This is a genomic window from Novosphingobium sp. KACC 22771 (assembly GCF_028736195.1).
Taxonomy (GTDB): Bacteria; Pseudomonadota; Alphaproteobacteria; order Sphingomonadales; family Sphingomonadaceae; genus Novosphingobium.
This window is the reverse complement of record NZ_CP117881.1, coordinates 1,851,311-1,875,377: the sequence shown is the minus strand read 5'-3', so window position 1 is coordinate 1,875,377 and position 24,067 is coordinate 1,851,311. Positions and strand designations below refer to the sequence as shown.

General features: G+C 61.6%; 14 protein-coding genes. 4 read left to right on the top strand and 10 right to left on the bottom strand.

The window, feature by feature from the left end; genetic code table 11:
• Nucleotides 1-6: 6 nt before the first annotated feature.
• Complete coding sequence (locus PQ467_RS08485) at nucleotides 7-243, bottom strand: hypothetical protein (protein ID WP_274173014.1); 237 nt, start codon at nucleotides 241-243, stop codon at nucleotides 7-9.
• Nucleotides 244-344: 101 nt separating this feature from the next.
• Between PQ467_RS08485 and PQ467_RS08480 the strand changes: the two genes are divergently transcribed.
• Nucleotides 345-1,298, top strand: coding sequence for a hydrogen peroxide-inducible genes activator (locus PQ467_RS08480; RefSeq protein ID WP_274173013.1), 954 nt, complete (start codon nucleotides 345-347; stop codon nucleotides 1,296-1,298).
• Between the two features lie 18 nt (nucleotides 1,299-1,316).
• Here PQ467_RS08480 and PQ467_RS08475 read toward each other — a convergent pair whose 3' ends face one another.
• Complete coding sequence (locus PQ467_RS08475) at nucleotides 1,317-2,618, bottom strand: chloride channel protein (protein WP_274173012.1); 1,302 nt, start codon at nucleotides 2,616-2,618, stop codon at nucleotides 1,317-1,319.
• A 143-nt stretch (nucleotides 2,619-2,761) separates the two neighbouring features.
• On the opposite strand from PQ467_RS08475, the gene PQ467_RS22730 reads away from it, so the two are divergent.
• Nucleotides 2,762-3,031: a hypothetical protein gene (locus PQ467_RS22730; RefSeq protein WP_443192931.1), complete on the top strand. Its 270-nt coding sequence runs from the start codon at nucleotides 2,762-2,764 to the stop codon at nucleotides 3,029-3,031.
• Nucleotides 3,032-3,686: 655 nt separating this feature from the next.
• On the top strand, nucleotides 3,687-5,075 hold the full coding sequence (locus PQ467_RS08465; RefSeq protein ID WP_274173011.1) for an HD-GYP domain-containing protein: 1,389 nt from the start codon (nucleotides 3,687-3,689) through the stop codon (nucleotides 5,073-5,075).
• Nucleotides 5,076-5,112: 37 nt separating this feature from the next.
• Here PQ467_RS08465 and PQ467_RS08460 read toward each other — a convergent pair whose 3' ends face one another.
• The 7 genes from PQ467_RS08460 to PQ467_RS08430 all read right to left on the bottom strand — a co-directional run bounded on the left by PQ467_RS08460 (nucleotide 5,113) and on the right by PQ467_RS08430 (nucleotide 20,847).
• Nucleotides 5,113-6,492 carry a TolC family protein gene (locus tag PQ467_RS08460; protein ID WP_274173010.1) on the bottom strand — a complete coding sequence of 460 codons (1,380 nt, stop codon included), beginning with the start codon at nucleotides 6,490-6,492 and terminating at the stop codon, nucleotides 5,113-5,115.
• 63 nt (nucleotides 6,493-6,555) lie between these two features.
• Nucleotides 6,556-9,879 (bottom strand): hybrid sensor histidine kinase/response regulator, encoded by a 3,324-nt coding sequence (locus tag PQ467_RS08455; protein WP_274173009.1) that lies wholly within the window; start codon nucleotides 9,877-9,879, stop codon nucleotides 6,556-6,558.
• 10 nt (nucleotides 9,880-9,889) lie between these two features.
• Entirely contained in the window at nucleotides 9,890-10,852 is a 963-nt protein-coding gene (locus tag PQ467_RS08450) for a response regulator (RefSeq protein ID WP_274173008.1), read from the bottom strand.
• A 6-nt stretch (nucleotides 10,853-10,858) separates the two neighbouring features.
• A complete protein-coding gene (locus tag PQ467_RS08445) occupies nucleotides 10,859-12,172 on the bottom strand; it encodes an HlyD family efflux transporter periplasmic adaptor subunit (RefSeq protein WP_274173007.1) in 1,314 nt (437 codons plus the stop codon).
• On the bottom strand, nucleotides 12,172-14,283 hold the full coding sequence (locus tag PQ467_RS08440; RefSeq protein ID WP_274176050.1) for an ATP-binding cassette domain-containing protein: 2,112 nt from the start codon (nucleotides 14,281-14,283) through the stop codon (nucleotides 12,172-12,174). The genes PQ467_RS08445 and PQ467_RS08440 overlap by 1 nt, the downstream gene beginning before the upstream one ends.
• Nucleotides 14,283-15,866 (bottom strand): ATP-binding cassette domain-containing protein, encoded by a 1,584-nt coding sequence (locus PQ467_RS08435; RefSeq protein ID WP_274176049.1) that lies wholly within the window; start codon nucleotides 15,864-15,866, stop codon nucleotides 14,283-14,285. Before PQ467_RS08435 ends, PQ467_RS08440 begins: the two co-directional genes overlap by 1 nt.
• 88 nt (nucleotides 15,867-15,954) lie before the next feature.
• Nucleotides 15,955-20,847: a beta strand repeat-containing protein gene (locus tag PQ467_RS08430; protein WP_274176048.1), complete on the bottom strand. Its 4,893-nt coding sequence runs from the start codon at nucleotides 20,845-20,847 to the stop codon at nucleotides 15,955-15,957.
• A 264-nt stretch (nucleotides 20,848-21,111) separates the two neighbouring features.
• Between PQ467_RS08430 and PQ467_RS08425 the strand changes: the two genes are divergently transcribed.
• The gene (locus tag PQ467_RS08425; protein ID WP_274176047.1) at nucleotides 21,112-22,023 is read left to right on the top strand and encodes a DMT family transporter; all 912 of its coding nucleotides are present in this window, start codon (nucleotides 21,112-21,114) and stop codon (nucleotides 22,021-22,023) included.
• Nucleotides 22,024-22,049: 26 nt separating this feature from the next.
• Here PQ467_RS08425 and PQ467_RS08420 read toward each other — a convergent pair whose 3' ends face one another.
• Nucleotides 22,050-24,065 carry a TonB-dependent receptor gene (locus PQ467_RS08420; protein ID WP_274176046.1) on the bottom strand — a complete coding sequence of 672 codons (2,016 nt, stop codon included), beginning with the start codon at nucleotides 24,063-24,065 and terminating at the stop codon, nucleotides 22,050-22,052.
• Nucleotides 24,066-24,067 lie beyond the last annotated feature (2 nt).

Below are 24,067 nucleotides of genomic sequence, written 5' to 3'. Positions count from 1 at the left end.
CGCCTGTCACGCCCTCGTCTTGGCAATGACTTCGCGTGTAACCCTTTTGACAATCTGCGAACCTGAAGAGCTATTGCCTAAAAGGCGGCAAATACGCCTGCCTTCGGACCATAAATATGCGGGTACAGAGGAAACATATCGCCTGGCGATGATCAGCGCAGTTTCCTCATCGGCAGCGTCAAATTGAATTGTCTCTATGGGTGCGCCTGGTGATTGTTGTTTGGTCAGTTGGAAAAGTGCCATTGCCTCTCCCTCACTTCCTTCCAGCAGCCTCAACTCCGCCACAAAGGGCATTTCGTTTATGAAAGTGCATCAGCCCATGCGATAGGTCCAATTGAAAGAATATGGACCATGCGATAGATTTAACCTATCAAATCGACATGACAAGTTTTCGCCAATTGCAATATCTGGTCGCAGTCGCCGATCGACAAAATTTCCGTAAGGCGGCCAGCAGTCTGCATGTTTCCCAGCCGACCTTAAGCCTGCAGTTGCAGAAACTGGAGGAGCAGCTTGAGGTTCGACTGATCGAGCGCAATGTAAATCCTGTCTGCCTGACGCCCATAGGCCACGAAATTGTAGCGCGGGCGCGCAAGCTCCTGCTTGATCTCAACGAGCTTGAGGCCTGCGCCAAACGCAGCACGAGCGAATTGGTGGGAACGATCAGTCTTGGTGTTTCGCCAACTCTGGGGCCTTACCTGTTGCCCGGAATTGTCGGCGTGCTGAAACAGGAAATGCCAAGCCTGCATCTCTATATTCGCGAGGGCATTCCCCAGGAACAGATGTTCGATCTGCGCAGCGGGGCCCTCGATATGCTCCTGACCCCTGTCACATCGACCGGCAGCGACCTGCATGTCGAACATTTGTTTGATGAAGACCTTCATCTCGTGGCGCCGCCCGAACATCCCTTCGCCACCCGTTCCGGCTTGAAGCGGTCCGATATTGGCGGAGCCGATACGTTGGGCATCGATCCGCGTTATCCGTTTCACCAACAGACGCGGGACATTTGCAGCGATCTGGGCCTGAACCTGCTGGGAAATTATGAAGGCACCAGCCTGGATAGCCTCAGCCAGATGTGCGCCTCAGGTCTGGGACTTGCAATCCTGCCGGACCTTTATCTGCGATCAGAGGTGGGCGGCAAAAATATCATCGTGCCGCTGGCTATCGAGGATTGGCAGAGCCGGCGTTCCGTGGCCGCCATCTGGCGCGCCAATTCGGTTTACGGACACCATTATGCCCAAGTTGCAATGATCATAAAGCGCGAGGCACAATTGATGCTTAATGCCGCAGCGCAGAACTGATTATCCCCGATCATCGGATCACTCTGTTGAGGCCTGGATGTCTGCCGTGCGGAAGCCCTGAGCCAATGTGTGATAGAGTTTGGCCGCACAGACCTTGCTGCTAACCCAATCCGCGATCAGCGCGGCGATGAACAGAGGTAAGATCATCGCTCGGTCGGCTGTCATTTCCATAACAATGATGACCGCTGTCAACGGTGCGCGAACCACGCTTGTAAAGTAGGCTGCGACCCCAAGTAGCACAATCGCGCCCGATGGCTCATCGGCAAAAAAGTGTGATACAAGCTGGCCAAGCCCGGCCCCCACGGAAAGGGAGGGCGCAAATATTCCGCCCGGCGCCCCGCTCAACGCGGTGGCCAGTGTGGAGACAAAGCGCGCCGGGCCAAACAACAAAGACGCCTTTCCGCCACTCAAAAGATCGCGCGTCGTTTCATATCCTGTGCCCCAGGTGATCCCGCCGCTGACAAGGCCCAACGTGGCAACCACCATTCCACAAGCAAACGCAAACTTCACCGGATGTCTTCGGACAAAAACCATCGGACCGCTTGTCGCGGTAGCCATTGCACCAAGAGCACGCGAGAAGGCTCCCCCCGTAAGTCCACCCAACACACCCATCACCGGGGCCAGAATGGCAATGTCGCGTATCGCGAGATGCCGCGTCATCATGCCGAAGTAAACGTAATCGCCTGCAATGCCCAGACTGCCCAGACCCGAAATCATCACAGCGGCCATGACCATAACAGCCACTTTTTGCTCAAAGGCCGCAGCCAATTCCTCGATAGCGAAGGCCACTCCTGCAAGGGGGGTGTTAAATGCCGCGGCAACGCCGGCTGCTCCGCCTGCAATAATGACGCCCGCATTGATCGGAACGCGCAACCACCGATGCACCGCCACCATGAGCGCCGCGCTGACTTGAACTGACGGCCCTTCGCGCCCAACAGCGCCGCCGCCCAGCAACATCAGCAAAGTGCAGCCCAATTTTGCCACGGCCGTGAGCAGCGAGATAAGCGGGCTCTTTACGCCGCTCGAAGGATGATGGACGACCGCCATCACTTGCGGAATGCCCGATCCGCGCGCTTCGGGAAACCAGCGCCTTGTCATGGCAACCACCAAGGCAAACGCAAACGGTGTCGATGCCGCAGTCAGCAACGGATGTGCTGAAAAGGCATGAGCAAAACTGTGCTGGCTCCAATCGCCCACCTTGGCAAAGACAATGGCGACCAGACCCAGCAATACTGCACCAAGCAACGCCGCCATGCGGGCTTGCAAGGCTCTGCGGGCCAGACTGTAACGTGCAAGCCAGGGGCGAGCAAAGGCGTTCATCGGCGCTCTCCAGAACAGTGTATCAGACCGAATTGGACAAGGGCACTGCTAATGCAACCGCAGGCACCGCCCAAATGATCACCAACAATGACGGCTCCCACCGGCATCGCGATGTGCCAAGGTGATGCCGGTGTAGGACTCACATGAGCGAGCCGCCCGTGAAACAGAACCAAGGTTCGCCTCGCTTGCAAGCCAGCAAAGTGCGCACCTGCGCATCGCCGACAATTTTGCTGGTCTGGTCACCACGTCTGCGTCTGGAACCGGCGGCAGAAGCAGGATCAACCCCGTGGCTCGCATTGACAGTCGAACGCGCCTGCTCGAAACAGCATCTGGACAGGTGTCGCCCCAAACCAACCGGTTCTGCCATGATTTCTGCCACGATTTTTCTTGGCACGGATTCCACACTGGCATAAAGTGCCGAAATCCGCAGATTTCTGCGGTTCTCGACTGGGCTGAAACGGGGCCTCCGGGCGGGTATCTAATTTTGGTACCGCCATGCGGAGGTTCGAATCCTCCCACCCCAGCCAGCAAGCATTCCCAACCATTCCCAAAAGGCTTTCTTACAGTCATTTGACGTATGAGGCGTTCTCAGCGATTCCCAGCTGTTCCCGGCTAATTTGGGGGCATTCTGGGGGTATCGTCAAAGCGCATTGGGTGTATCGAATGCTGACCGACAGGGAATGTCGGACGGCCAAGGGCGGCGAGAGGCCTCGGCCAGTCAAGTTTTTATAATTCAGCCTTTACGCAATGACTTGCACAATAACCCTTACAAGAGTGGTGAGACAGTACCAATCGGCCCGAGCTCTTATCGCATCTTAATTTCATCAATAATCGTCCAAGTTGTTGTTCGACAAACTTGCGCCCTTTACCAAATCCGCAATCCTTTTCGCAAAAATCCTGAATAACGCTTAAAACGCATTAATCATACGCCACCCATTCATCTGATCTGCGTGAATTTTCTCTAAACTTACTCAACGCATTCATGCCGTTATCGCCACAATGAAGGACACCGAGAATTAACGGAAATGCGGCAAACAGACGCAATAATTATTATGGACATCTCCCCCGATGCGTCACGCCCTCCCCTCCGACTTCGATATTGCCGCCTCCGACTCCACCTCGCTCAGCGAGATCCTGGGGGCGTTCTCCTATGCGCTTGACCTGACCGAAGGGCAGCCTGAGGGCCATTCCCTGCGCAGTTGCTGGATTGCCAGCCGCATTGCCCAAACGCTGGGCCTTTGCGCAACCGAACGGCGCAACGTCTATTATGCCACGCTGCTCAAAGACCTTGGCTGCTCCAGCAATGCCGCCCGCATCGCCGAGATCTATCTGGCCGATGACCGCTCGTTCAAGCATGATTACAAGCTGGTTCAGGAAGGTTTGGGGCCCACGCTGCGCTTTGTGTTCAGCCGCACCGGTCCGGGCCATTCCTTTGCTGCCCGCGCCCGCGCGATTGCCACCATCCTGAAGGACGGGACCAATATCGCCCATGACCTGATCCTGACCCGATGCACCCGCGGGGCCGATATCGCCCGCCGCCTGCGGTTTCCCGAGGCGGTGGCAGGCGCCATTGCGGCGCTTGACGAACATTGGGACGGGGGCGGAAAGCCGCAGGGCGTGCGCGGCGATGCGATCCCGCTGGCCGCCCGCCTCGCGCTGTTGGCGCAGGTCGCCGATGTGTTTCAAAAGGCGGGCGGGCCGGAGGCTGCCCTGGCCGAAGTGGCGGCCAGACGGGGCACATGGTTTGACCCCGAACTGGTCGATGCGTTTCTGCGGATCGCGACCGATCCCGCCTTTTGGCGTGACGTCAATGCCCCGACGCTGGAGGCCCGCATCGGCGCGTTCGAGCCCGAAGATACGCGCATCACGGTCGATGAGGACTATCTGGACGACATTGCCGAAGCCTTTGGCGCCGTCATCGATGCCAAGAGCCCGTATACCGGCGGCCATTCGGGCCGGGTCGGCTATTATGCCCATGGTCTGGGCGAGGCGATGGGGATGTCACCGCAGGATGTCCGCCATTTGCGCCGCGCGGCCATCCTGCACGACGTGGGCAAACTGGCCGTCTCCAGCCGCGTTCTGGAAAAGCCGGGCAAGCTGGACGACGTGGAATGGATCGAAATGCGCAGCCATGCGATGCACACGATGGAAATCCTCTCTCGCATCGGCCCCTTGCGCGACATGGCATCGGTGGCGGCGGCCCACCACGAAAGGCTGGATGGCAAAGGCTATCCTCTTGGTCTGGGCCAAATGCTGATTGCGCCGGAGGCCCGCATCATCACGGTTTGCGATTTTTATGACGCGCTGACCGCCGATCGCCCCTATCGCGCCGCGATGCCGGTGGAAAAGGCCTTGTCGATCATCGAAAGCGAAGTGGGCAAGGCGGTTGACGGCACGTGTGTTGATGCGTTGCGAGCCATGGTCATGAACGAGGCCGAACAGCCCATCCATCCCTGACAAGGCTTGACGGCGGCGCGGGGTCAATGCCTTTTGGTCATTGCCATTGCGCGCCGCCGCCAAGGGCGCGGATAGTGCTGATTTGCGCGAGCCATCGGTCGCGGGTGGCGCCGATGCGCGCCAATTGGCCCGCGCTTTCATTACGGCGCGAATCAATCACCAGATTGAAGGGATAGTCGCCATCCAGATAGGCGGACTGCGCCGCCCTGGTGCCTTTTTCCAGCGCCAGCAAGGCGCTCGTCCAATAGGTCTCGCGCTCTTGCGCGGATTTGACTGCGGCCAGACTGCTGACGACCTCCTGCCCGGCCACCAGGCGCTGCTTGTCATAGGCCAGCAGCGCCTGTCTGGCCAAAGCCTGTGCCTCCTGCTTTCGCGCGGTGATCGCCCCGCCCTCGAACAGGTTGGCCGACAGCAGAGCGCCAAAACTGGCAAAGACGCTGATCGGATTGCTGGCCAAACCCAATATGCCCGATGGAGTCAGGCGCAAACGCGGCAATTGCCCGGCATTGACCGCCGCCACATTCAGCTTGGCCGCCGCCAGATCCTGTTGCGCGGCCAGCAGATCCGGCCTTTGATCGATCAGTTCGAAGGGCTGCTCCAGCGCGATGCGGCGCCCGTTGATCCCGCGCAGCGCATCGGGATCAAACGGCAGATTGAAACGGGCCGCATCCTCGCCCACCAGCACGGCCAAGGCGGCAACTTCGCCCTGACGCGCGCTTTGCACGGCGGAAATCTCGGCCTGAATGCTTGCCCATTGCTGTTGCACAAGGCCGATCTCGACCGCGCTGACCTCATTTTCGGCCGCGCGGTGATCCACGATGGCCTGCAATCTTTGTATGTTGCCAAACTGGTCCTTCAGCGCGGCCAGTTGCGCATCATAGGCCGCGACGATGACGTAATATTGCATGGCCTGGGTGGCCACCGCCAGTTGCACCGCCTTGACCTGATAGGCCGAGGAGGCCGTGCGTGCGCCTGCCGCCCGCCCTGCCTTGCGGATGGCGCCGAAAATGTCGGGTTCATAGGACAAGGCCGCCTGTGCATAATCATTGACCAGCAAACTGCCTGTTGTGCTTGTGAGCGCGTTTACCCTTGAGGCATTGGCGCTGAGGGAAAAGCTTGGCAGCAGGGGCGCCCGGGCGGCTTTCTGTTGGGCTTTTGCCGCATCCAGCCGCGCCACGGCCAATTGCAGATCCTTGTTCGCCAGCAAAGCCTGCGCCACCAGTTTCCGTAACGCGGGGCAATCAAAACTCTGGCCCAGCGCGTCCAGCCCGGCCCCTTCCCGCACGCCTGCTTCAAGCACACCTGCTTCAAGCACACCTGCTTCAGGCGCGCCGTCCCGACCGCGCGCGGTCGCCTCGCCCGCCAAAGGCAGCGCCAGCAGGAAGGCAAGACAGCATAGGGCAGACGTGGGTTTCATGGATCGGGACCAGACTCATCAAGCGGTGAAACAATATCGGGGGTGGTCGTGGGGCAAGGCCGATCAGTTCCTGTCGATCTCTTGCAAGGTCTGATCGAACAACTGGTTCAGCCGATCGGGAAATTCGCGCAACGCCGCCCCGATGTCCGGATTGCCGCTGCGCAAGAGCGTCTCCATTTGTCCGGCCAGATCGGCCATGGCCATGGCACCGATAATCCTGCTTGAACTTTTGATCGTATGGGCGGGCAAAACCGCGCCCTCCAGATCGCCCAGCGCCATCGCATCGGCAATGTCGTTGAGATAGTCTCTGGTATCCGTGCGATACAATTTCACCAGCATCGCAAAGGACGACATGGTCTCGCGCAGGTTATGATAGATCGAAAGATCCAATATCGGGCCGCTATCAACCGGGGCCGGTGCCTGAACCCTGGCCGCCGGGGCATCGGCCGCCGGGAAAGGAGCGACCCCAGCGCCGGGCGCCGCAACCGGCGCCGCCGAAACGGGTTTCACCGACACGGGCGCCACCGAAAACAACGGGGGCGTAAGGACCGGCTCGGTCGGTTCCTGCGCCAAACTCTCCGGCGGCAGGGGAACCGGGACGGTGGTCACGATGGTCGGGCGCGCCCGCTTGGCGGTGATGACCGGCGCGGCCATGGTCCACCCGCCGTTGGCAACCATGCGCGCCTCGCCGGAAAATGCGGATACGGCCAGATTGGTCACGGCCTCGGCCGGCTGCGGCGCCCGAACGCGCACTGGCTCCTGATAGGCCGGAGCCCCCGGGACCGAACCCAGGAATTCCGCTTCGATCCGGGCCATCTGCTCTGCCACGGTCTGGGGCCTTGCCGGATTGACGGCCTCCCCGGCGGCCTTGGCCTCAAACCAATCGACATCGCCATCGGCGGGGGCGTCACTGCGCGTGACGAGCGAAACCAGAACATCGATCAATTCAGGCAAACACACCGGCTTGGACAGGAAAGCATCCATGCCGCATTCAAGACATGCCTCGCGGTCGCCCTTCATCGCATTGGCGGTCAACGCAACGATGGGCATGCGCGGCATGGTTCCCGCAACCATCATGGCGCGCAATTGGCGTGTGGCGTCATAGCCGTCCATATGGGGCATGCGACAGTCCATGAAGATGATGTCATAGGCCTTGCTCTGCGCTGCCGTGATGGCTTTGCGCCCGTCGCTCGCCGTATCGATCTGAAAACCGAAAGGACTGAGCAACTCGCTGATGACGATCCGGTTGATCGCATTGTCATCCACCACCAGACAGGTGCGGCCATCAAACCGGAGAGGCAACTCGTTGTTCAGGGCGCTGTCAACCGGCAGACGTTCGGCGGCAGGCGCGGCCTCCAGTTCGGAATTGGACTGCTGGATCAACACTGTGATCTGGCGCACCAGATCGGTCGAAACGAAAGGCTTGGTCAGCGCCCGGTCGAATTGGGCATAGCGCGGATGGCTGTCCTTGTCGGCCAACAGCATCGACCAGCCGCGTCCCAGCATGACATTGGCGGCCCGCAGCCTCTGCCATCCGTCCCAGGCGGCATGAATATCCTGCGCCTCGTCGATGATGATACCGGCAAAGGGCTCCATCTTTTTGTCGCGGAACATTTTGAGCGTTTCATTGACGCTGCTGAAGGAGGCGACATCGATACACGCGTCGCCCAAGGCGCGGGTCACGATTTGCCGCACAAAGGACGAGGAGGAAATCAACGCCACGGCGCAGCGCAAGTCCGACAGGCTGACCACCGCCTCATCCGAGAGGACAAGCGGAATTTGCGCGGTAAAGGTCGAGCCAACCCCTGGCGTGCTGCACAATTCGATGCGGCCGCCCATCAGTTCGACCAATTGGCGCACAATGGAAAGGCCCAGCCCCGTACCGCCATAATTGCGCGAGGTGCCCACTTCGGCCTGCGCGAAACGTTCAAACAGGCGCGTCTGCTGCTCTTCGGAAATGCCGATGCCGGTATCGCTCACGGCAATCGATAACTGCGGATTGGCGCCCGCGGCTTCGACCACATCGATGCGCACGAGAACTTCGCCGTCCTTGGTAAACTTTACGGCATTGGAAACCAGATTGCCGATAATCTGGCGCATGCGGGTGGGATCGACCATGATCCAGCTTGGAACCTTGCTGGAAATATCGAGCAGCAGCGTGACATTCTTTTCCGCCGCATTGCCGGTGTAAAGCAACAGGATGGCCTGCACCAACTGATGCACATTGGTCTTGATCGGATCGATGGCCAATTTGCCCTGATCGATCTTTGACAGGTCCAGCACGTCATTGAGGATCGCCATCAGCGCCGTGCCCGAGGCATCGATCTGCTCGACATAGCGGCGCTGGGTTTCATCCAGTTTGGTGCGCGCCAGCAATTGCGACATGCCCAGCACACCGTTCATCGGCGTGCGGATCTCGTGGCTCATGTTGGCCAGAAACTCGTCCTTGGCCGATGCCGAGGAATTGGCGACATCGACCGCCTGCATCAGCAAGTGGCGCGACTGCCTCTGCCAGCGGTTGGAGACCACAGCGGCCAGCGCGACCAGCAATATGCAAAAGGCAATCGCCAGCACGATCATCACCAGTTGATCCACCATCGGATGCAACTCATGGCTTACCAGTTCAAAGTCCAGCTCCTTGGTGATGGTGACTTTGTGCCTTTGGTCGGTCTGGGCAATCCAATCGCCTGGAGCGCTGCCATGCTCGTGCGTGCCGCACTTGAAATGGACATCGCTGCTCGACGCGGTCAATTCGTGAACATAGGCAAACTGGCCCGGTTGCAGCATCTGGCGGCACAGATCGGCAAAATCGAATGTTGCAAAGATCATCTTTTCCGAGGCATTGGCCATCGGCTGGGCCTGCACCATCAGCAGCATGTCATGATCGATCCGGCCCAGCAGCGGTTGATAATTGGCCGCATTGAGCACCACCATGCGCCCGCGCGCCGCCTCGATTTTGGCCAGCAGATCATGCGCCGCCTTTTGCCCGGCGGGCGTGGTCACATCGCGCCCGCCCAGCAGATCAACCGCGCGCCCCGTGTCGGGTTCGACATAGCCGATGGCGCGAATTAAATCGGACTTATTCGTCGATTGGCGGGCCTTGACGGCCACCATCGAACCGGCCCCCGAATTGATGAAATTCGCCGCGTCCTTCAATCGTATCAAGGCTTTGTATATTTCAAACTTGGTCGATGTGGTCGCCGCCTTGGTTTCGGCCACATATTGCTGGTCAAGCAGTTGCGTGACGGCGGTGAAGGACACACCGGTGACCGCGACCATGGCAAGCGCGGACAGGGCCAGCGCCAAGCCCTGCACATTGCGCTGGAGAAAGCTGGGCGCTCCCAACAGGGCGTCCGCTTGCGTGGCCTTACGGCCCAGATGCTTCATGTCGGCAACCTCACCATATGCGGGAAGCCTCGGTCCTGGCGACCGCGGTCACCAAATTGCCGTTCCCATGAAAATGAATCTCGTTGAAAATCAGATTGGCGCGCATCAACCCGCGCCCGCTTTCACCCAGCCCGCGCGACGGATCGGGGCGCAGGAAATTGCGCCAAGCAAACCCCGCGCCCGGATCGCGGACCGCATAGCGCAAACCGCCGTCAATCCGCTGGGCGGCCGCCTCGACATGGCCCGGATAGGCCGGATCCTTGGCCCTTCTGGCCAATTCATCGTCAAGCTGGCCCGACAGCATAAACTGTTGTTTGGCCGCCCCGCCCAGCCGGTAAAGCCCATGTTCAACCGCATTGGCCAGCAATTCGCGCAGCCCCGGGAGCAGCTTTTCGCTGTTGGGCGCAAGGCTGGCCAGCAGGCTGGCGACAGGCCCCACCTCGCCCATATGGCGCAGATGGAAATCGACGCGCTGGATATTGGCAAAACCGGCCTGATGGGCGCTGATTGTGCTGGAGAGCTTTTGCCGGCCCACGATCTGGCGGCGCGCCATTTCCAGCACCTGAAACAGCAAATTGGGCTCAACCGGCTTGGTCAGATATTGCATGACCCCGGCCTCAAGCCCCTCGGCCACGCTGGCCGCATCGCCCGCCCCCGTCAGCATGACGATGGGCAAATGCTCGGTGGCCCGTTCGCGGCGCAAACGGCGCGTCAGTCCCAAACCGTCGAGCACGGGCATGAACCTGTCGGTGATGACCATATCGGCCCGCCGTGCCTCTTCGCGCAGCATCGTATAGGCCTGCGCACCGTTTTCCGCCGTTTCGACGCGATGGCCCAATTGCACCAACTGATCGCTTAGGACCAGCCGCGCCATACGGTCATCTTCGACCAGCAGGATCCGCAGCCCGGTTGAGCCCACGTCCATGCCCCCCACGTTCATGCCCATGGCGGACAGGTTTTGCATCACACCCATCGCCGTTCACCTTTCCGTCAGCGCGCTGGTCAGGCCATGGCGGACCGGCCCGAGAATATAGCCCAGCACCGTTTTGTGCCCGGTCACCACATCGCCGCTCACCTCCATCCCGGCCGAAAGTCGGGGCAGGATGGCCTGATTTTCCTTGTTTTTCACCATGGAGAGCTTGAGCGTGTAGAAGCGCCGTCCGTTTTCATCGGCAAAGGACGAAGGCGAGATCACATCCAGATTGGCATCGATCCAGCCATGGCCGGGCATATCATAGCCATTGACCCGCAACCGAACCGGCAGGCCGGGACGCAAGCCCTGCCGCTCGCGGGCCAGAACCTTGGCATCGACCATCAACTGGTCATCGGGGACGATCACCAGCACCGGACTGGCCGGCGCGATGACATCGCCTTTATGCACCCCGACCAGCTTGACCCGCCCGGTGACCGGGCTTTTCAGGGTCAGGCGCTCCACACGCTCCTGCGCGCGCTTGAGCAACACCTCGGCCTCGGTCTGCTGGAGCGCCGCATCATTGCCATCGCGCAGCAGATCGAGCGCCTGACGCGACCGCACCAGGCGCCCGTTGGCCAAGGCCCCGTCCAGCCCGCTGGCGGTCACCTCGATCTGGCGGCGCAGCAAGGCCACCCGCCCGACCGCCTCGCTATAGATCGCCTCGCGTTGATTAAGCGCGGTTTTGGAGATCGCATCCTGTTTGAACAGACGCTGGGCGCGGTCGCGGTCGTCAAGCGCCATGGCCTCGGTCCGCAGAGCGGTCGCCAATTGGGTCTGGAGCGTGGCGATGCTGGCGCCTTGCTGCTGGACGGCGGCACTGTTGATCGCGCGCTCGGCATCCAGCACCGATGCGCGAATTTCGCCGCCTTTGGTCGTTTCCCCCGCGCCCGACGCGCTTTGCACATCGCGGCCCTTTTGCCGCAAAATCGCAAAGCGCTGTTGCGCAAATTGCAGTTCGCCCGCCGCCAGCGCGCCATCCATCGCGACTATGGGCTGGCCGGCGGTCACGCGGTCGCCATCGCGCACCAGAACATTGGCCACGATGCCGCCATCGACATGCACTACTTGCCGCTCTTGCGCCAAAGGCTGAAAGGTGCCGCTCAGGCTGGCCACTTCGCTGACCGGCGCAAAAGCGGCCCAGACAAAAGCGACGACCACCAAGGCGCTGCAGACCAGCAAGGTGAGGTGCAGCACGCGCGATGAATGGCTGTCGCCATTGCCGATGGGCATCATCAATTCGGGCAGATCCCGTTCCCGATCAAGGGTCAGGATCGGCAGCACATTGCGAGCCGTATCGTAAAGATGGGTGCGGTTGGGCATCAGGCCACCTCGGCCAGATCGGCGGGCGTCATGATCGCAGGCGTCCGGGCATGGCGCAGCACCATCACCCGATCGGCCAGCGCCAGAATGTCAGAACGGCCAGTCACAAAAAACACGGTCAAACGCCCCTTTGCAGAACGAATGACGTTTTGAAGAACTTTGCCGAAACTGCCGTTAACTACAGCATTAGGGATTTCATCGATAAGTAAAATACCATTGGAGCAAAGAAGAGCCTGAGCCAGGGAAAAGTGCCAGATAAAGCCGTCGAGACGGTCAACTTCGCAGTCATCCTGATCCAGCGAAATATTTTGCAGACCGACTATTTCAAGGACTCGCTCGATTTGCTCCTGCGTGGCCAAAGGGTTGGCCATGGCCAGATTTTCGCGCAATGTACCAGGCAGCAGGCCGGGGTCCTGCGGCACATAGCCAATGGCGCTGCGCAGCGCACGCAGGGGCAATTGCTCGATATCCACACCCTCGATCCGCACGGTGCCAAACGAGGGCTGGATCATCCCCTGCAACAGCTTGAGGACCAGTGATTTTCCCGTACCGGCCGCGCCGGTTATCCCGATAATTTCGCCGGGCCGGGTGTCCATATCCAGCCCAAGGATTAACGGACGCCCATCGCCCATCCGCATGGTGATGTTGCGCAGCGCGATCTGGCCATGCAGACTGGGCAGGCGGCGGCGCATGATATCCTGCGAGTTTTCCGATTCCATCTGCATCAACTGATTGATCTGTTTGAGCGCACGCTTGCTCTGCTCAAAGCGAGGCAGGGCCATGCACAGCCCGTGCATGGGCGCGACCACCAATCCGGTCAGAAACACGACGCCCAGCAATTGCGCCGAAGCCAATTGATATTGCCCCGACCAGCAGGCCAAAATGCCGATGACCCCGATGAAGCTGATGGCAAAGGTAAAGCTGGAGCAGGCCTCGACGGTGGCCATCAAAAGGGAAATCCGCATGCTTACATTCTGCGCACGGGCGATCCGGCGTTTGGCCAGATCCGCCCAGCGGTGCTGAAGCCCGCATTCGCGAATCAATTCGCGTTTTTCAAACGTTTCGACCATCCGGTGCTGCAACTCGGTGGCCAGATCCGATGTCATCGAGGTCAACACCTTCATCCGCCGCCCGCCCAGCACAAAGATCGCCGCATAGGCCACCACCACCACCACCAGCAGCAACCCGGCGGGCGGCATGATCAGCCCGATGAAGACCAGCCCCAGCAGCGCGGTTGGAATGTCGAGAAGGGTGACGGCCAGCGGACTGGTGAGAAAATCGCTGACACTTTCAAACGAGCGAATGCGCGCCGATTGATCCTTTGCATCCAGCCTCTGGGTCTGGCTGGCGGGCAATTGCATGATTTTGTCAAACGTCGCCCGGCCCACCAGATAGTTGAGACGCGCAGCAAGCCACGCCAAAGCATGCGAGCGCAGCGCCATCACCGCCTGTATCCCCACCAGCACCAAGACCAGCGCCAGCGCCAACCAAGGCGTCGCGGCCTTGTCTCCCCGCGAGAACACCGAACGATAGAAGGCCGAGATGGCAAAAGGCTGGGCGAGCGAGGCGATGGTAATGAAGGCGGTGCACAGAATGATGACCCAACGCAGGGGACGGAATGTATCGACCAGAGCCCTGAGCCAACTGTGCTGGCTGTGCTTGCGCGATTCCTCGCTCAATGGGTCGAAATGGGCATCGCGCGCCAGACAATGCATCTGCCCCTGCGGCAGCGGGACATGATCGGGCAAAACGCCGTCCTGATCATAAGCGACCAGCGCGCCCCCTTCCCACAGCAGCAGGAAGATGCGTTCGCTTGCCTCCTCGATCAGCAAGGCAGGCAGATGCCAGGGCTTGAGATGCTCGACCCTTTGCGGCATCGGGCGCGCGACAAAACCCAGATTGCGCAGCGCGGCCAGCAGCCTTTCGCCCGTGGTGTCGAAGGGATGGATCGGCAAGGAGCCCAGCACATCCTTGATCATCACATCGGGCAGCAGCCGCGCGCAAATCTGGGCCAGCATGGCGTCGAACACGCCTGAACCGCCCGTCTGTCCCGCCAAAACGGCGCGCAGATTGCCCGAGCAAAGGGCTCCGCTGTTGCTCTGGCGGCGCATTACAGCACCAGCGCCCGATAGGAGACGTCCTGCACGATCACATCGTTGTTCAAGGAAAGCCCCTCTTCATCCAAACGATAGGTTCGATCGGCCAGCGAGGTCAGATTGGCATCCTCGCTGGCAATAACCACGGTGGCGTTGCCGCGCACGAGGCCAAAAAAGCGGATCAGTTCGGCATAGGATTCGCGGTCGAGCCCCTGTTCGGCATGGTCAAACAGGATCAGTCGCGGCCGATGGACCACAGCGCGCAAAATGGCGATCTGTCGCTCCAGCCCCGGCGGCACATTGCCCCCCACCCCATCGCCGACCTTGGTCTGTAAACCGCCCGGCAATTCATCAAGACGCTGGTCAATCCCGAACAGGCGGGCGACTTCGAAAGCCTGCTCCACCGAGACTTCGCCAAAGCGGGTGATATTGTCCTGAATGCTGCCGTCAAACAGCCGGCTGTTGTCCGAGACATAGCCCAGAATTCTGTTGCGGTCGGTCATGCCATAATTTTCAATGGCAATATCGTTGACCCGCACATGCCCGCCAACGCCGCCCTCCATGATTTCCAATCCGGCCAGCGAGCGCATAAGACGCTTGGTGGCCGCGACATCATGGCCGGAAATGGCGATGAACTCGCCCGGCTTGACGCTCAGGCTAATCGGCCGCTGCCGCGCGGAACAGAGCGACAGTCCGGTGACCTGCAGACTGTGAAAATCGCTGAAACTGCCGTCGGGCAAGGAGGCGCTGTCCGTCTGGGTCATGGCTTCCAGATCGACGATCTTGCGGAATGCGGCAAAGCGGTCCCGGCCCTGGACGAAGACAAACACCGCACGCTGGATCGGGTCCATCAGGCGCGAAGACAAAAGCACCGCCGAAATGACCACCGCCACGTCCATATGATCATAGGTGGCAACCGTGGCGCAGGTCAAAAGCAGCATGACGTTCAGCATCATGCCCGAGACCGCTCCGGCATGGGTCAGCCGGGTGGCCGACATGGCCAGACGCAGATTGTTGCGCATCGCCGCGCCATGGGCCTGTTCGTAAACGCGCGTCATATGGTGTTCGACGGCAAAAGATTTCACCAGCAGCATACGCTCAAGGATCGAGAACAGCCGTTCAAAGCGGCGCTCCCCGGCCTCGCGGCTGGTTTCGGCAATGGTGGAAAACTGGCGGGTGGTCCGCACCGTGTAGATCACCAGCCCTGCGACAAACAGCACGACAGCAAAGCCGCAAGCGGGCGAGAGCACAAACAGCAGGGCCAGCAGCAGCGGAACAAAGGCCAGCTCGGCCCAGACCAGCGAAAGCTCGCCGCTGGCGATGCCTTTGACCTGTTGGAGGGCGGAAGAATAATCCAGACTGGCCGCGGCTGCGGAACGGAATTTGAGCCTTTTGGCACGCGCAACCCGGTCGAGCAGCCAATGCAGCTTTTCGGTCATGAACTGGCGATCATGCTGGGCCAGAATGATCGTCCGGCAGAACCGGATCACCGATTCAAACAGAGCGGCGAGGACCACGATCGCCACCAGCACGATCACCGTGCTGATATTGGCGGCCTCACCGCTCCGGCTGAGCACCTGCCTGGCCACCAACGGCATGATCAACGCCAAGACATTGCTTATCAACACGCTGAAAAGCAGAGTGGCTTTGGTAGCTTTTGTCGTTTGGACCAGGCGTTTCATACATTTAGAATAGCGTGGCCTTAGTGAAAGAAAGGGTCTTGGCGACGCTGGCGATTGTACTGCTGGTCAGGCTGGAAGTTGTTGAGGTCTGTAAACTTGCTGAACCCATCGTATTCGTCGAACTACTTAATATTCCGCTCAGCGTGCCACTGGTTGTTGTCGTCGCGCTCAACAGGCTGGCGCTGCTCACGCTCGCGCTGCTTGTCGATGTGGCGCTCAACGTGCCGCCGCTTGTTGTGCTGCTTGCGGCGGCGCTCAACAGGCTCGTGCTGCTCAGGGTCGGCGCGCTCGTTGCCGTACCGCTCAATGTTGCGCTTGCGCCCAGCGTGCTGCTGGCCGTCCCATTCAGGGAGGAACTGAGCAGGCTGGTGGCGCTCAGGTCAGGCGCTATCGTGGCCGAGGCGCTCAACGAACCCGTGCCGCTCAACGCGGCGTCAAGCGTCGTGTTCACCGCAGAACTGAGCAGGCTCGTGCCGGTCAGGTCGGTCGTTATCGTGGCCGAGGCGCTCAACGATGACGCATCCATCGGCACCCCGCCAAGCGTTCCGCCGCCATCAGCGCTTAGGGCAAGCCCTCCTCCGGTGATATCGGCGCTGGCGGTGGCTTCCATCGCATGAAAGGCATCGGCGGTGGCAAATATGTCCTGCTCGAAAGTCATGGGCGCCGCGCCGCTGTCCATTGTGGTCAAAGACGCAGTTGCGCTTACGCTGAGATCTCCCGCCGACTGATCCACCGATGGGATTGATCCAATCGCCGCAAAGATATCGACATAATCCGAAGCCTCAGCCCCCGCGCCCGTTGCCAAACCGGCCGAAGCGTCGAGCAACGCAGAACCATTCAAGTCCGCACCCGCCGCTAAACCGGCCGTCGCTTCAATCCCCGTGTTGAGCGCCGTCGCACCAAGGGTCACATCCGAGCTAAGGTCCGCCGCTCCGGCCCCGGAAACGACATCCACCGTATCAACAACCGCGTCGAGAACCGTTCCCAACGATGCATCGGCACCCGCTGCGACCGCAGCCGTGACATCAAGCCCCACATCCTGAACCGTCGCGCCTGCGGTAAGATCCAAGCCAAGGTCTGCCGTACCAGTCCCGGCAACAACGCCTAAGGCATCCCCAGCCGCACCCAGAATAGTGCCCAACGCCCCATCCGCACCTGCCGCGACCGCAGCCGTGACATCGAGCCCCGCATCCTGAACGGTCGCGCCTGCGGTCAGATCCAAGCCAAGGTCCGCCGTACCAGCCCCGGAAACGGCACCCATGACATCCCCAGCCGCGTCCAAAACAGTACCCAACGCCCCATCCGTACCAGCCGCAACCGAAGCCGTGACATCAACGCCAGCGCCCTGAACCGTCGCGCCTGCGCTCAGATCCAAGCCAAGGTCGGCCACACCAGCCCCGGCAACAGTGCCCACGACATCCCCAGCCGCGTCCAAAACAGTGCTCAAAGATGCATCCGCACCCGCCGCGACGGAAGCTGTGATATCAAGATCAGCGTCCTGAACGGTCGCGCCTGCGGTCAGATCCAAACCAAGGTCCGCCGTACCAGTCCCGGCAACAGCTCCTAAGACATCCACAGCCGCACCCAGAACCGTGCCCAACGACGCATCTGCACCCGCGGCGACCGAAGCCGTGATATCAAGACCAGCGTCCTGAACCGTCGCGCCTGCGCTCAGATCCAAGCCAAGGTCCGCCGTACCAGCCCCGGCAACAGCGCCCACGACATCCCCAGCCGCGTCCAAAACAGTACCCAACGATGCATCCGTGTCCGCCGCGACAGAAGCCGTGATATCAAGCCCCGCATCCTGAACCGTCGCGCCTGCGGTAAGATCCAAGCCAAGGTCTGCCACACCAGCCCCGGCAACAGCGCCCACGACATCCACAGCCGGATCCACAACAGTGCCCAACGCCCCATCCGCACCCGCCGCGACGGAAGCGGTAACATCAAGGCCCGCATCCTGAACCGTCGCGCCTGCGGTAAGATCCAAGCCAAGGTCTGCCACACCAGCCCCGGCAACAGCGCCCACGACATCCACAGCCGGATCCACAACAGTGCCCAACGCCCCATCCGCACCCGCCGCGACGGAAGCGGTAACATCAAGGCCCGCATCCTGAACCGTCGCGCCTGCGGTAAGATCCAAGCCAAGGTCGGCCGTACCGGCCCCGGCAACAGCGCCCACGACATCCCCAGCCGCATCCACAACAGTGCCCAACGACGCATCTGCGCCCGCCGCGACGGAAGCGGTAACATCAAGGCCTGCGTCCTGAACGGTCGCGCCTGCGGTAAGATCCAAGCCAAGGTCCGCCGTACCAGCCCCGGCCACAGCGCCCACGACATCCTCGGCCGCGTCCAAAACAGTACCCAACGCCCCATCCGCGCCCGCCGCGACCGAAGCCGTGACATCAAGGCCTGCGTCCTGAAGGGTCGCGCCTGCGGTCAGATCCAAGCCCAGGTCTGCCACACCAGCCCCGGCAACAGCGCCTAAGACATCCCCAGCCGCATCCACAACAGTGCCCAACGACGCATCTGCACCCGCCGCGACGGAAGCCGTGACATCAAGGCCCGTATCCTGAACCGTCGCGCCTGCGGTAAGATCCAAGCCAAGGTCGGCCGTACCGGCCCCGGCAACAGCGCCCACGACATCCCCAGCCGCGTCCAAAGCAGTGCCCAATGACGCATCCGCGCCCGCCGCGACGGAAGCGGTAACATCAAGGCCTGCGTCCTGAACGGTCGCGCCTGCGGTCAGATCCAAACCAAGGTCGGACGTACCAGCCCCGGCAACAGCCCCCACGACATCCACAGCCGCATCCACAACAGTACCCAACGACCCATCCGCACCAGCCGCAACCGAAGCCGTGACGTCAAGCCCCGCATTCTGAACCGCCGCGCCTGCGGCCAGATCCAGGCCAAGGTCGGCCGTACCAGCCCCGGTAACAGCGTCCACGACATCCACAGCCGCATCCACAACAGTGCCCAACGACGCATCTGCACCCGCCGCGCCCGAAGCCGTGATATCAAGACCAGCGTCCTGAACGGTCGCGCCTGCGGTAAGATCCAAACCAAATTCCGCCGCACCAGTCCCGGCAACATTGCCCACGATATCCACAGCCGCATCCACAACAGTGCCCAACGCCCCATCCGCGTCCGCCGCGACGGAAGCCGTGACATCAACGCCAGCGTCCTGAACCGTCGCACCCGCCGTCAGATCCAAACCAAGGTCGGCCGTACCAACCCCGGCAACAGCGTCTGGGGCATCCCCAGCCGCATCCACAACAGTACCCAACGATGCATCTGCACCCGCCGCGACCGAAGCCGTGACATCAAGGCCTGCGTCCTGAACCATCGCGCCTGCGGTCAGATCCAAACCAAGGTTTGCCGTTCCAGTCCCGGAAACGGCACCCATGACATCCCTAGCCGCGTCCAAAACAGTACCCAACGACACATCCGCACCCGCCGCGACGGAAGCCGTGACATCAACGCCAGCGTCCTGAACCGTCGCACCCGCCGTCAGATCCAAACCAAGGTCGGCCGTACCAGTCCCGGCAATAGCGTCTGGGGCATCTGCAGCCAAATTCACCGCAGTTCCAACCAAAGCATCGGCACCCGCCGCGACCGAAGCCGTGACATCAAGGCCCGCGTCCTGAACCGTCGCGCCCGCAGTCAGATCGATGCCCAAATCAGGGGCAGAGTTGTCGTCGGCGGGTGGGGTGGCGGGATTGCCGCCGGTGCCGATCGTGACGCCGATATCGACGCCTGTTTCTCCCCCGGTCTGACCGGAGGGCGTACCGCCGCCGCTGGACAAATCGACGCCGAGATCCACGCTGGTGGTGGGGCTGTCAGACCCGGCCGGGGGCTGGGTCGATGGGTCGGAGGTGCCTTGCGGCGTTTCATTGCCTCCCCCGGTGCCGGAGGTGGGAGGGGGTGAAGGTTCGTTTGTCGTTCCACCGCCCTGTGGCGATGCGTTTTCCTGTGGCGCGGACGGCGAATGCGTGGTGCCCGCGCCCGACGAGGCGTCCTGCGCCGAACCGCCGGCAGTTGGCGATCCTGTCCCGGTGCCATCCATGTTGCCGCCTGGCAAGCCCGCGCTGCTGCCCGAGGCGGCGGTATCTCCCCCCGCAGTATTGGCAGGGGTGCCGGACTGAGAAACAACCGGTTGATTGGTGACGGCGATGACCGGCGCTGGGGCCGTATTGACGCCGGGCGCATCCGCCGCAGGCGAGCCGGTGCCAGAACCCGTAGCATTGGGGAGCGAACCGTTTTCGCCCCCCTGCGCGGGCAAGGGTGAAAGGGAGACCGTGTCAGCGGGCGTGGTGATCGTGCCATTGCCCGAAGCGGGAGTCGTTGCCGGAGACGTTGCAGGCGTTGTTGCCGGAGTGGGCACGGGCGTGGCGCCGATGGCTCCGTTGCCCGCATTGACCCCGTCGCCTGCATTGGCCCCGTTGCCCGAGTTGGCGACCGTGGTCGTTTGGCCCGCGCCGCCATTCACAAATTGCGGTGCGGAGGGAGACGCCCCGACCGCGCCCTGAATTTGCCCTGCGCCAAGAACAGTCGCGGCGCCAAAGCCTGCGGAATTTGCGTTGCTCTGCACCGCGCTGGGCCCAGAATTGCCGTTGGCAGCGACGCCGCCGGCATCGCCCAGAATATTGACGATCGTCCCGCCATCAAACGGCACAGTCGGCGCGGTGCTGACGCTTGCCGCGTTTACAGAAGCCGCCGTTCCGGCAATGCCGCCGCTGTAGAGAGGCTGATTGATGCCCCCGGCATTGGCAAGTCCGGCTGCATCCACGATGGTGCCTGTCGGGTCGGAAACCGTTTGGCCGCTGGCCGTTGCGGTCAAACTCAACTGATCGACGGCCTCATACAGCTTGGCTTCCGGAAGAGCAGCATTCTCTGGCATGGCGCATATCCCAAACGCGCCCGATGATCCGGGCACTATGGACTATGATGTAGGCTGATCTTCGTATCGGCTGCTTTAAGAGTCGCTTACAAGCGAACGCTTACCCCACGATTAAGCCATATTCACCATACAAGCACCAAGGCGCGTGGCGGGGATACTCAAAGGCATTTGCCAAAAGCGCGCTGATCGGTGATGGGCGCTGACGCAGGGCGCGATCATCGCCTATAGGCCGCAACACAGCAGCGCGCGAACAGGGGCAGGATAGTGATACAGACAAAGCGGACGCGGGCCTATACCATGCTGGGCATCGTGATGCTGTTGTGGGCGGGCAATTCGATTGTCGGGCGCGCGGTGCGCGAAACCATACCGCCCTTCACGCTGGCATTTGGCCGCTGGATGGGGGCGTTTTTGGTGCTCACGCCTTTTGCCCTGCGCAAGGCGATGGCCGAGCGCGCCCAAATTCGCACTCATGCGCGGGTTCTGTTGCTGCTGGGCGGTCTGGGCGTGGGCGCTTTCAACGCGTTTCTTTATTCCGGCCTGCGCCACACAACCGCCACCAACGCCTTGCTGATGCAGGCCACCATCCCGCCGCTGGTCCTTGTGCTGGGGCGTTTGCTGTTCAAGGACAGGGCGGCCTTTGGGCAGATTCTGGGCGTAATTTTGTCAACCATCGGCGTGATGGTGATCGTGTTTCGCGGCGATCTGGGCGCGCTGGCGGGTTTGCATGTCGGGCTGGGCGATCTGCTGGTGATGTGCGGCTGTCTGGCCTGGGCGCTTTATACCGTCTGCCTGCGGCTGCGCCCTGCCCTGCGGCCGGAAACATTTGTGTGGATCACTTTTGCCATCGGCGTTCTCACCATGGCACCGCTGGCCGCGATGGAGGCCGCGCGCGGCGCGCAGGTGGTGTGGAATTGGGGCACAGCAGGCGCCTTTGTCTATATCGCGCTGTTTCCCTCGGTGATTGCCTATTTCCTCTATAATGGCGCGGTGGCGCAAATCGGCGCGGGCGCGGCGGGACAGGCGATCTGTCTGATGCCGCTGTTTGGCGCGGGGCTGGCGGTGCCGCTGCTGGGCGAACCGCTGCGTTCCTATCACGGCGCGGCGATGGCGCTGATCCTGCTGGGTGTGGCACTGGGCGCCTGGGGTTCGGCCGGAAAGCCCGCGTCGGCGGCCTAAGCCAATGACGCGGGCGGTCCTTGCCTTCAGAAGCTGGCGATTTTGGCCACGATGCGGATCGAGCGGCCCGGCATCACCACCAGATCCTTGTTGAAGGAGGTGGCATAGCGCTGAACATCATTGGTCAGGTTTTGCCCCACCAGCGAGAATTCAACGCCCGGCCATTGCGTGAACGGGCGCACCGCCACATGGGCCGAAAGCGCATTGTAGCCTGCCGTGGCCGTGTCAAACTGGCCAAAATCGTTCTGGGTGCCATAGCGGGTATAGCTGACACCGGCATCCCATAGCGGGCTTTGCCAATCCAGCCCGCCGCCCAGACGCCATGGCGCGATGCGCGGCACATTGTTGCCGTCATCCAGCGTGGCCCGCGTCAGATCGCCCATCACCCGCGCGGTCAGGCTGGTGTGCGCGGTCTTGACCAGATCATAGCGCGCCTCGCCCTCAAGGCCCCGGAAATGCGCGCCCTGCTGGCGATAGAACACTTCGCGCAGGTCATTGGCATTGCCCGCCACGCAATTGCCGTCATCATCGCAGGTCCGCCCGGTCAGCTCGCCATAGATGTAATTGGAGAACCACGTGGAATAGAGGCTGCCCTCGAAATGAAAGGCCCCGCGATTGGCGCGCAGGCTCAGTTCCAGTCCCTTGGCCCGCTCGACCTTCAGATTGGGATCGCCGGTTTCATAGGTCTGGGGGCCGTCATGCCCGCCGCGCGCAAACAGTTCGGTCAACGCGGGCGCGCGCCCGGTGGTGGACGCCGTCAGGCCCAGCTTGATGCCCGGCGCGGCAGTATAGAGCAGGCCGAGGGCGGCGCTGACGGGGGTGTAGTTGCGGCTGGTGAATTGATCCGAAAGCGGCGTGCCGGTGACCGAAACATGCTCGACGCGGGCGCTCGCCTCCATATGCAGGGGTTTTGCCAATTCCACTTCGCTGAACACATAGCCGGCGATATTCTGCGAGGTGGCGGGCTGGAGATAGGAACTGTCCTCGCCCACGGCCGAGAAATCGCGATGCTGATATTCCACGCCCAGCGCCGAATTGCGGATCGCGCCCAGCCGGTTGAACAAGAGTTCGCCGCGCAGATTGGCTTCCTTGTTGCGGAACGTGGTGTTGACCGAGCCGTCGGGGTTCTTCTCCTGATGCTGATAATCGCCATAGCTGCCGTCAAGATTGATCGACTTGAGCAAGGGCGAGGCAAGCTCGATCACGTTGCGGCTGATGACCTTGGTCTGGCGCATGTCGATATAGGTGGTGTCGCTGGGGATGCCATATTGCGCGTCATAATGGGTGACGGCCAACCCCGCGTGGCTGCCATTGCCAAAGAAATAGGAGCCGCCCAGCGATCCGCCCCAGCCATGGAAGAAGGAATTGTCCTGTCGGCCCAGCGGCGTGTCATAATCGCCCGTGCGCCGGTAATAGGCATCGGCATGCAGCGCCAGATCGCCCGCCTTGCCATCGACCAGCCCGGCCACCTCGCCACCCTGATTGACGCTGGTATAGGATGAGGACAACTCGCCCGAGAGCGGGCTTTTCGGCAGCGCGGTCGGCACGCGGTTGTTGATCGTGTTGACCACGCCGCCGATCGCCTGGCTGCCATAGCGCAGAGTGGCCGCCCCGCGCACCACCTCGATGCTGCGGGCCGAGAGCGGGTCGATGGGCGTGCCATGGTCCGGGCCGATGTCGGAAACGTCCGAGATGGAGGTGCCGTCTTCGAGCAGGCGCACGCGGTTGGAATCCATGCCACGGATGATCGGGCGCGAGGCACCCTGCGCAAAGCCAGAGGCGGCCACGCCCGGCACATCCTTGAGCGCATCGGCCAGACTGGCCCCGCCCGCCTGCCGGATCTGCTCTGCATCGACGCGCGCCGAAATCGAGGGCGTCTCATCCTGCGTATGATGGAAAGGGGTGGCCGTGACGACAATGGGGGGGCCAGAAGGGTCCGCCGGCGCCGCATCGGCCGCCAAAGCGGGGGCCGCCGATACAGAGACAGCCGCGATCAGGCCGGCCACAAGCGATGTGCTTGCCAGAAGCGAGGGCAATTTCATGA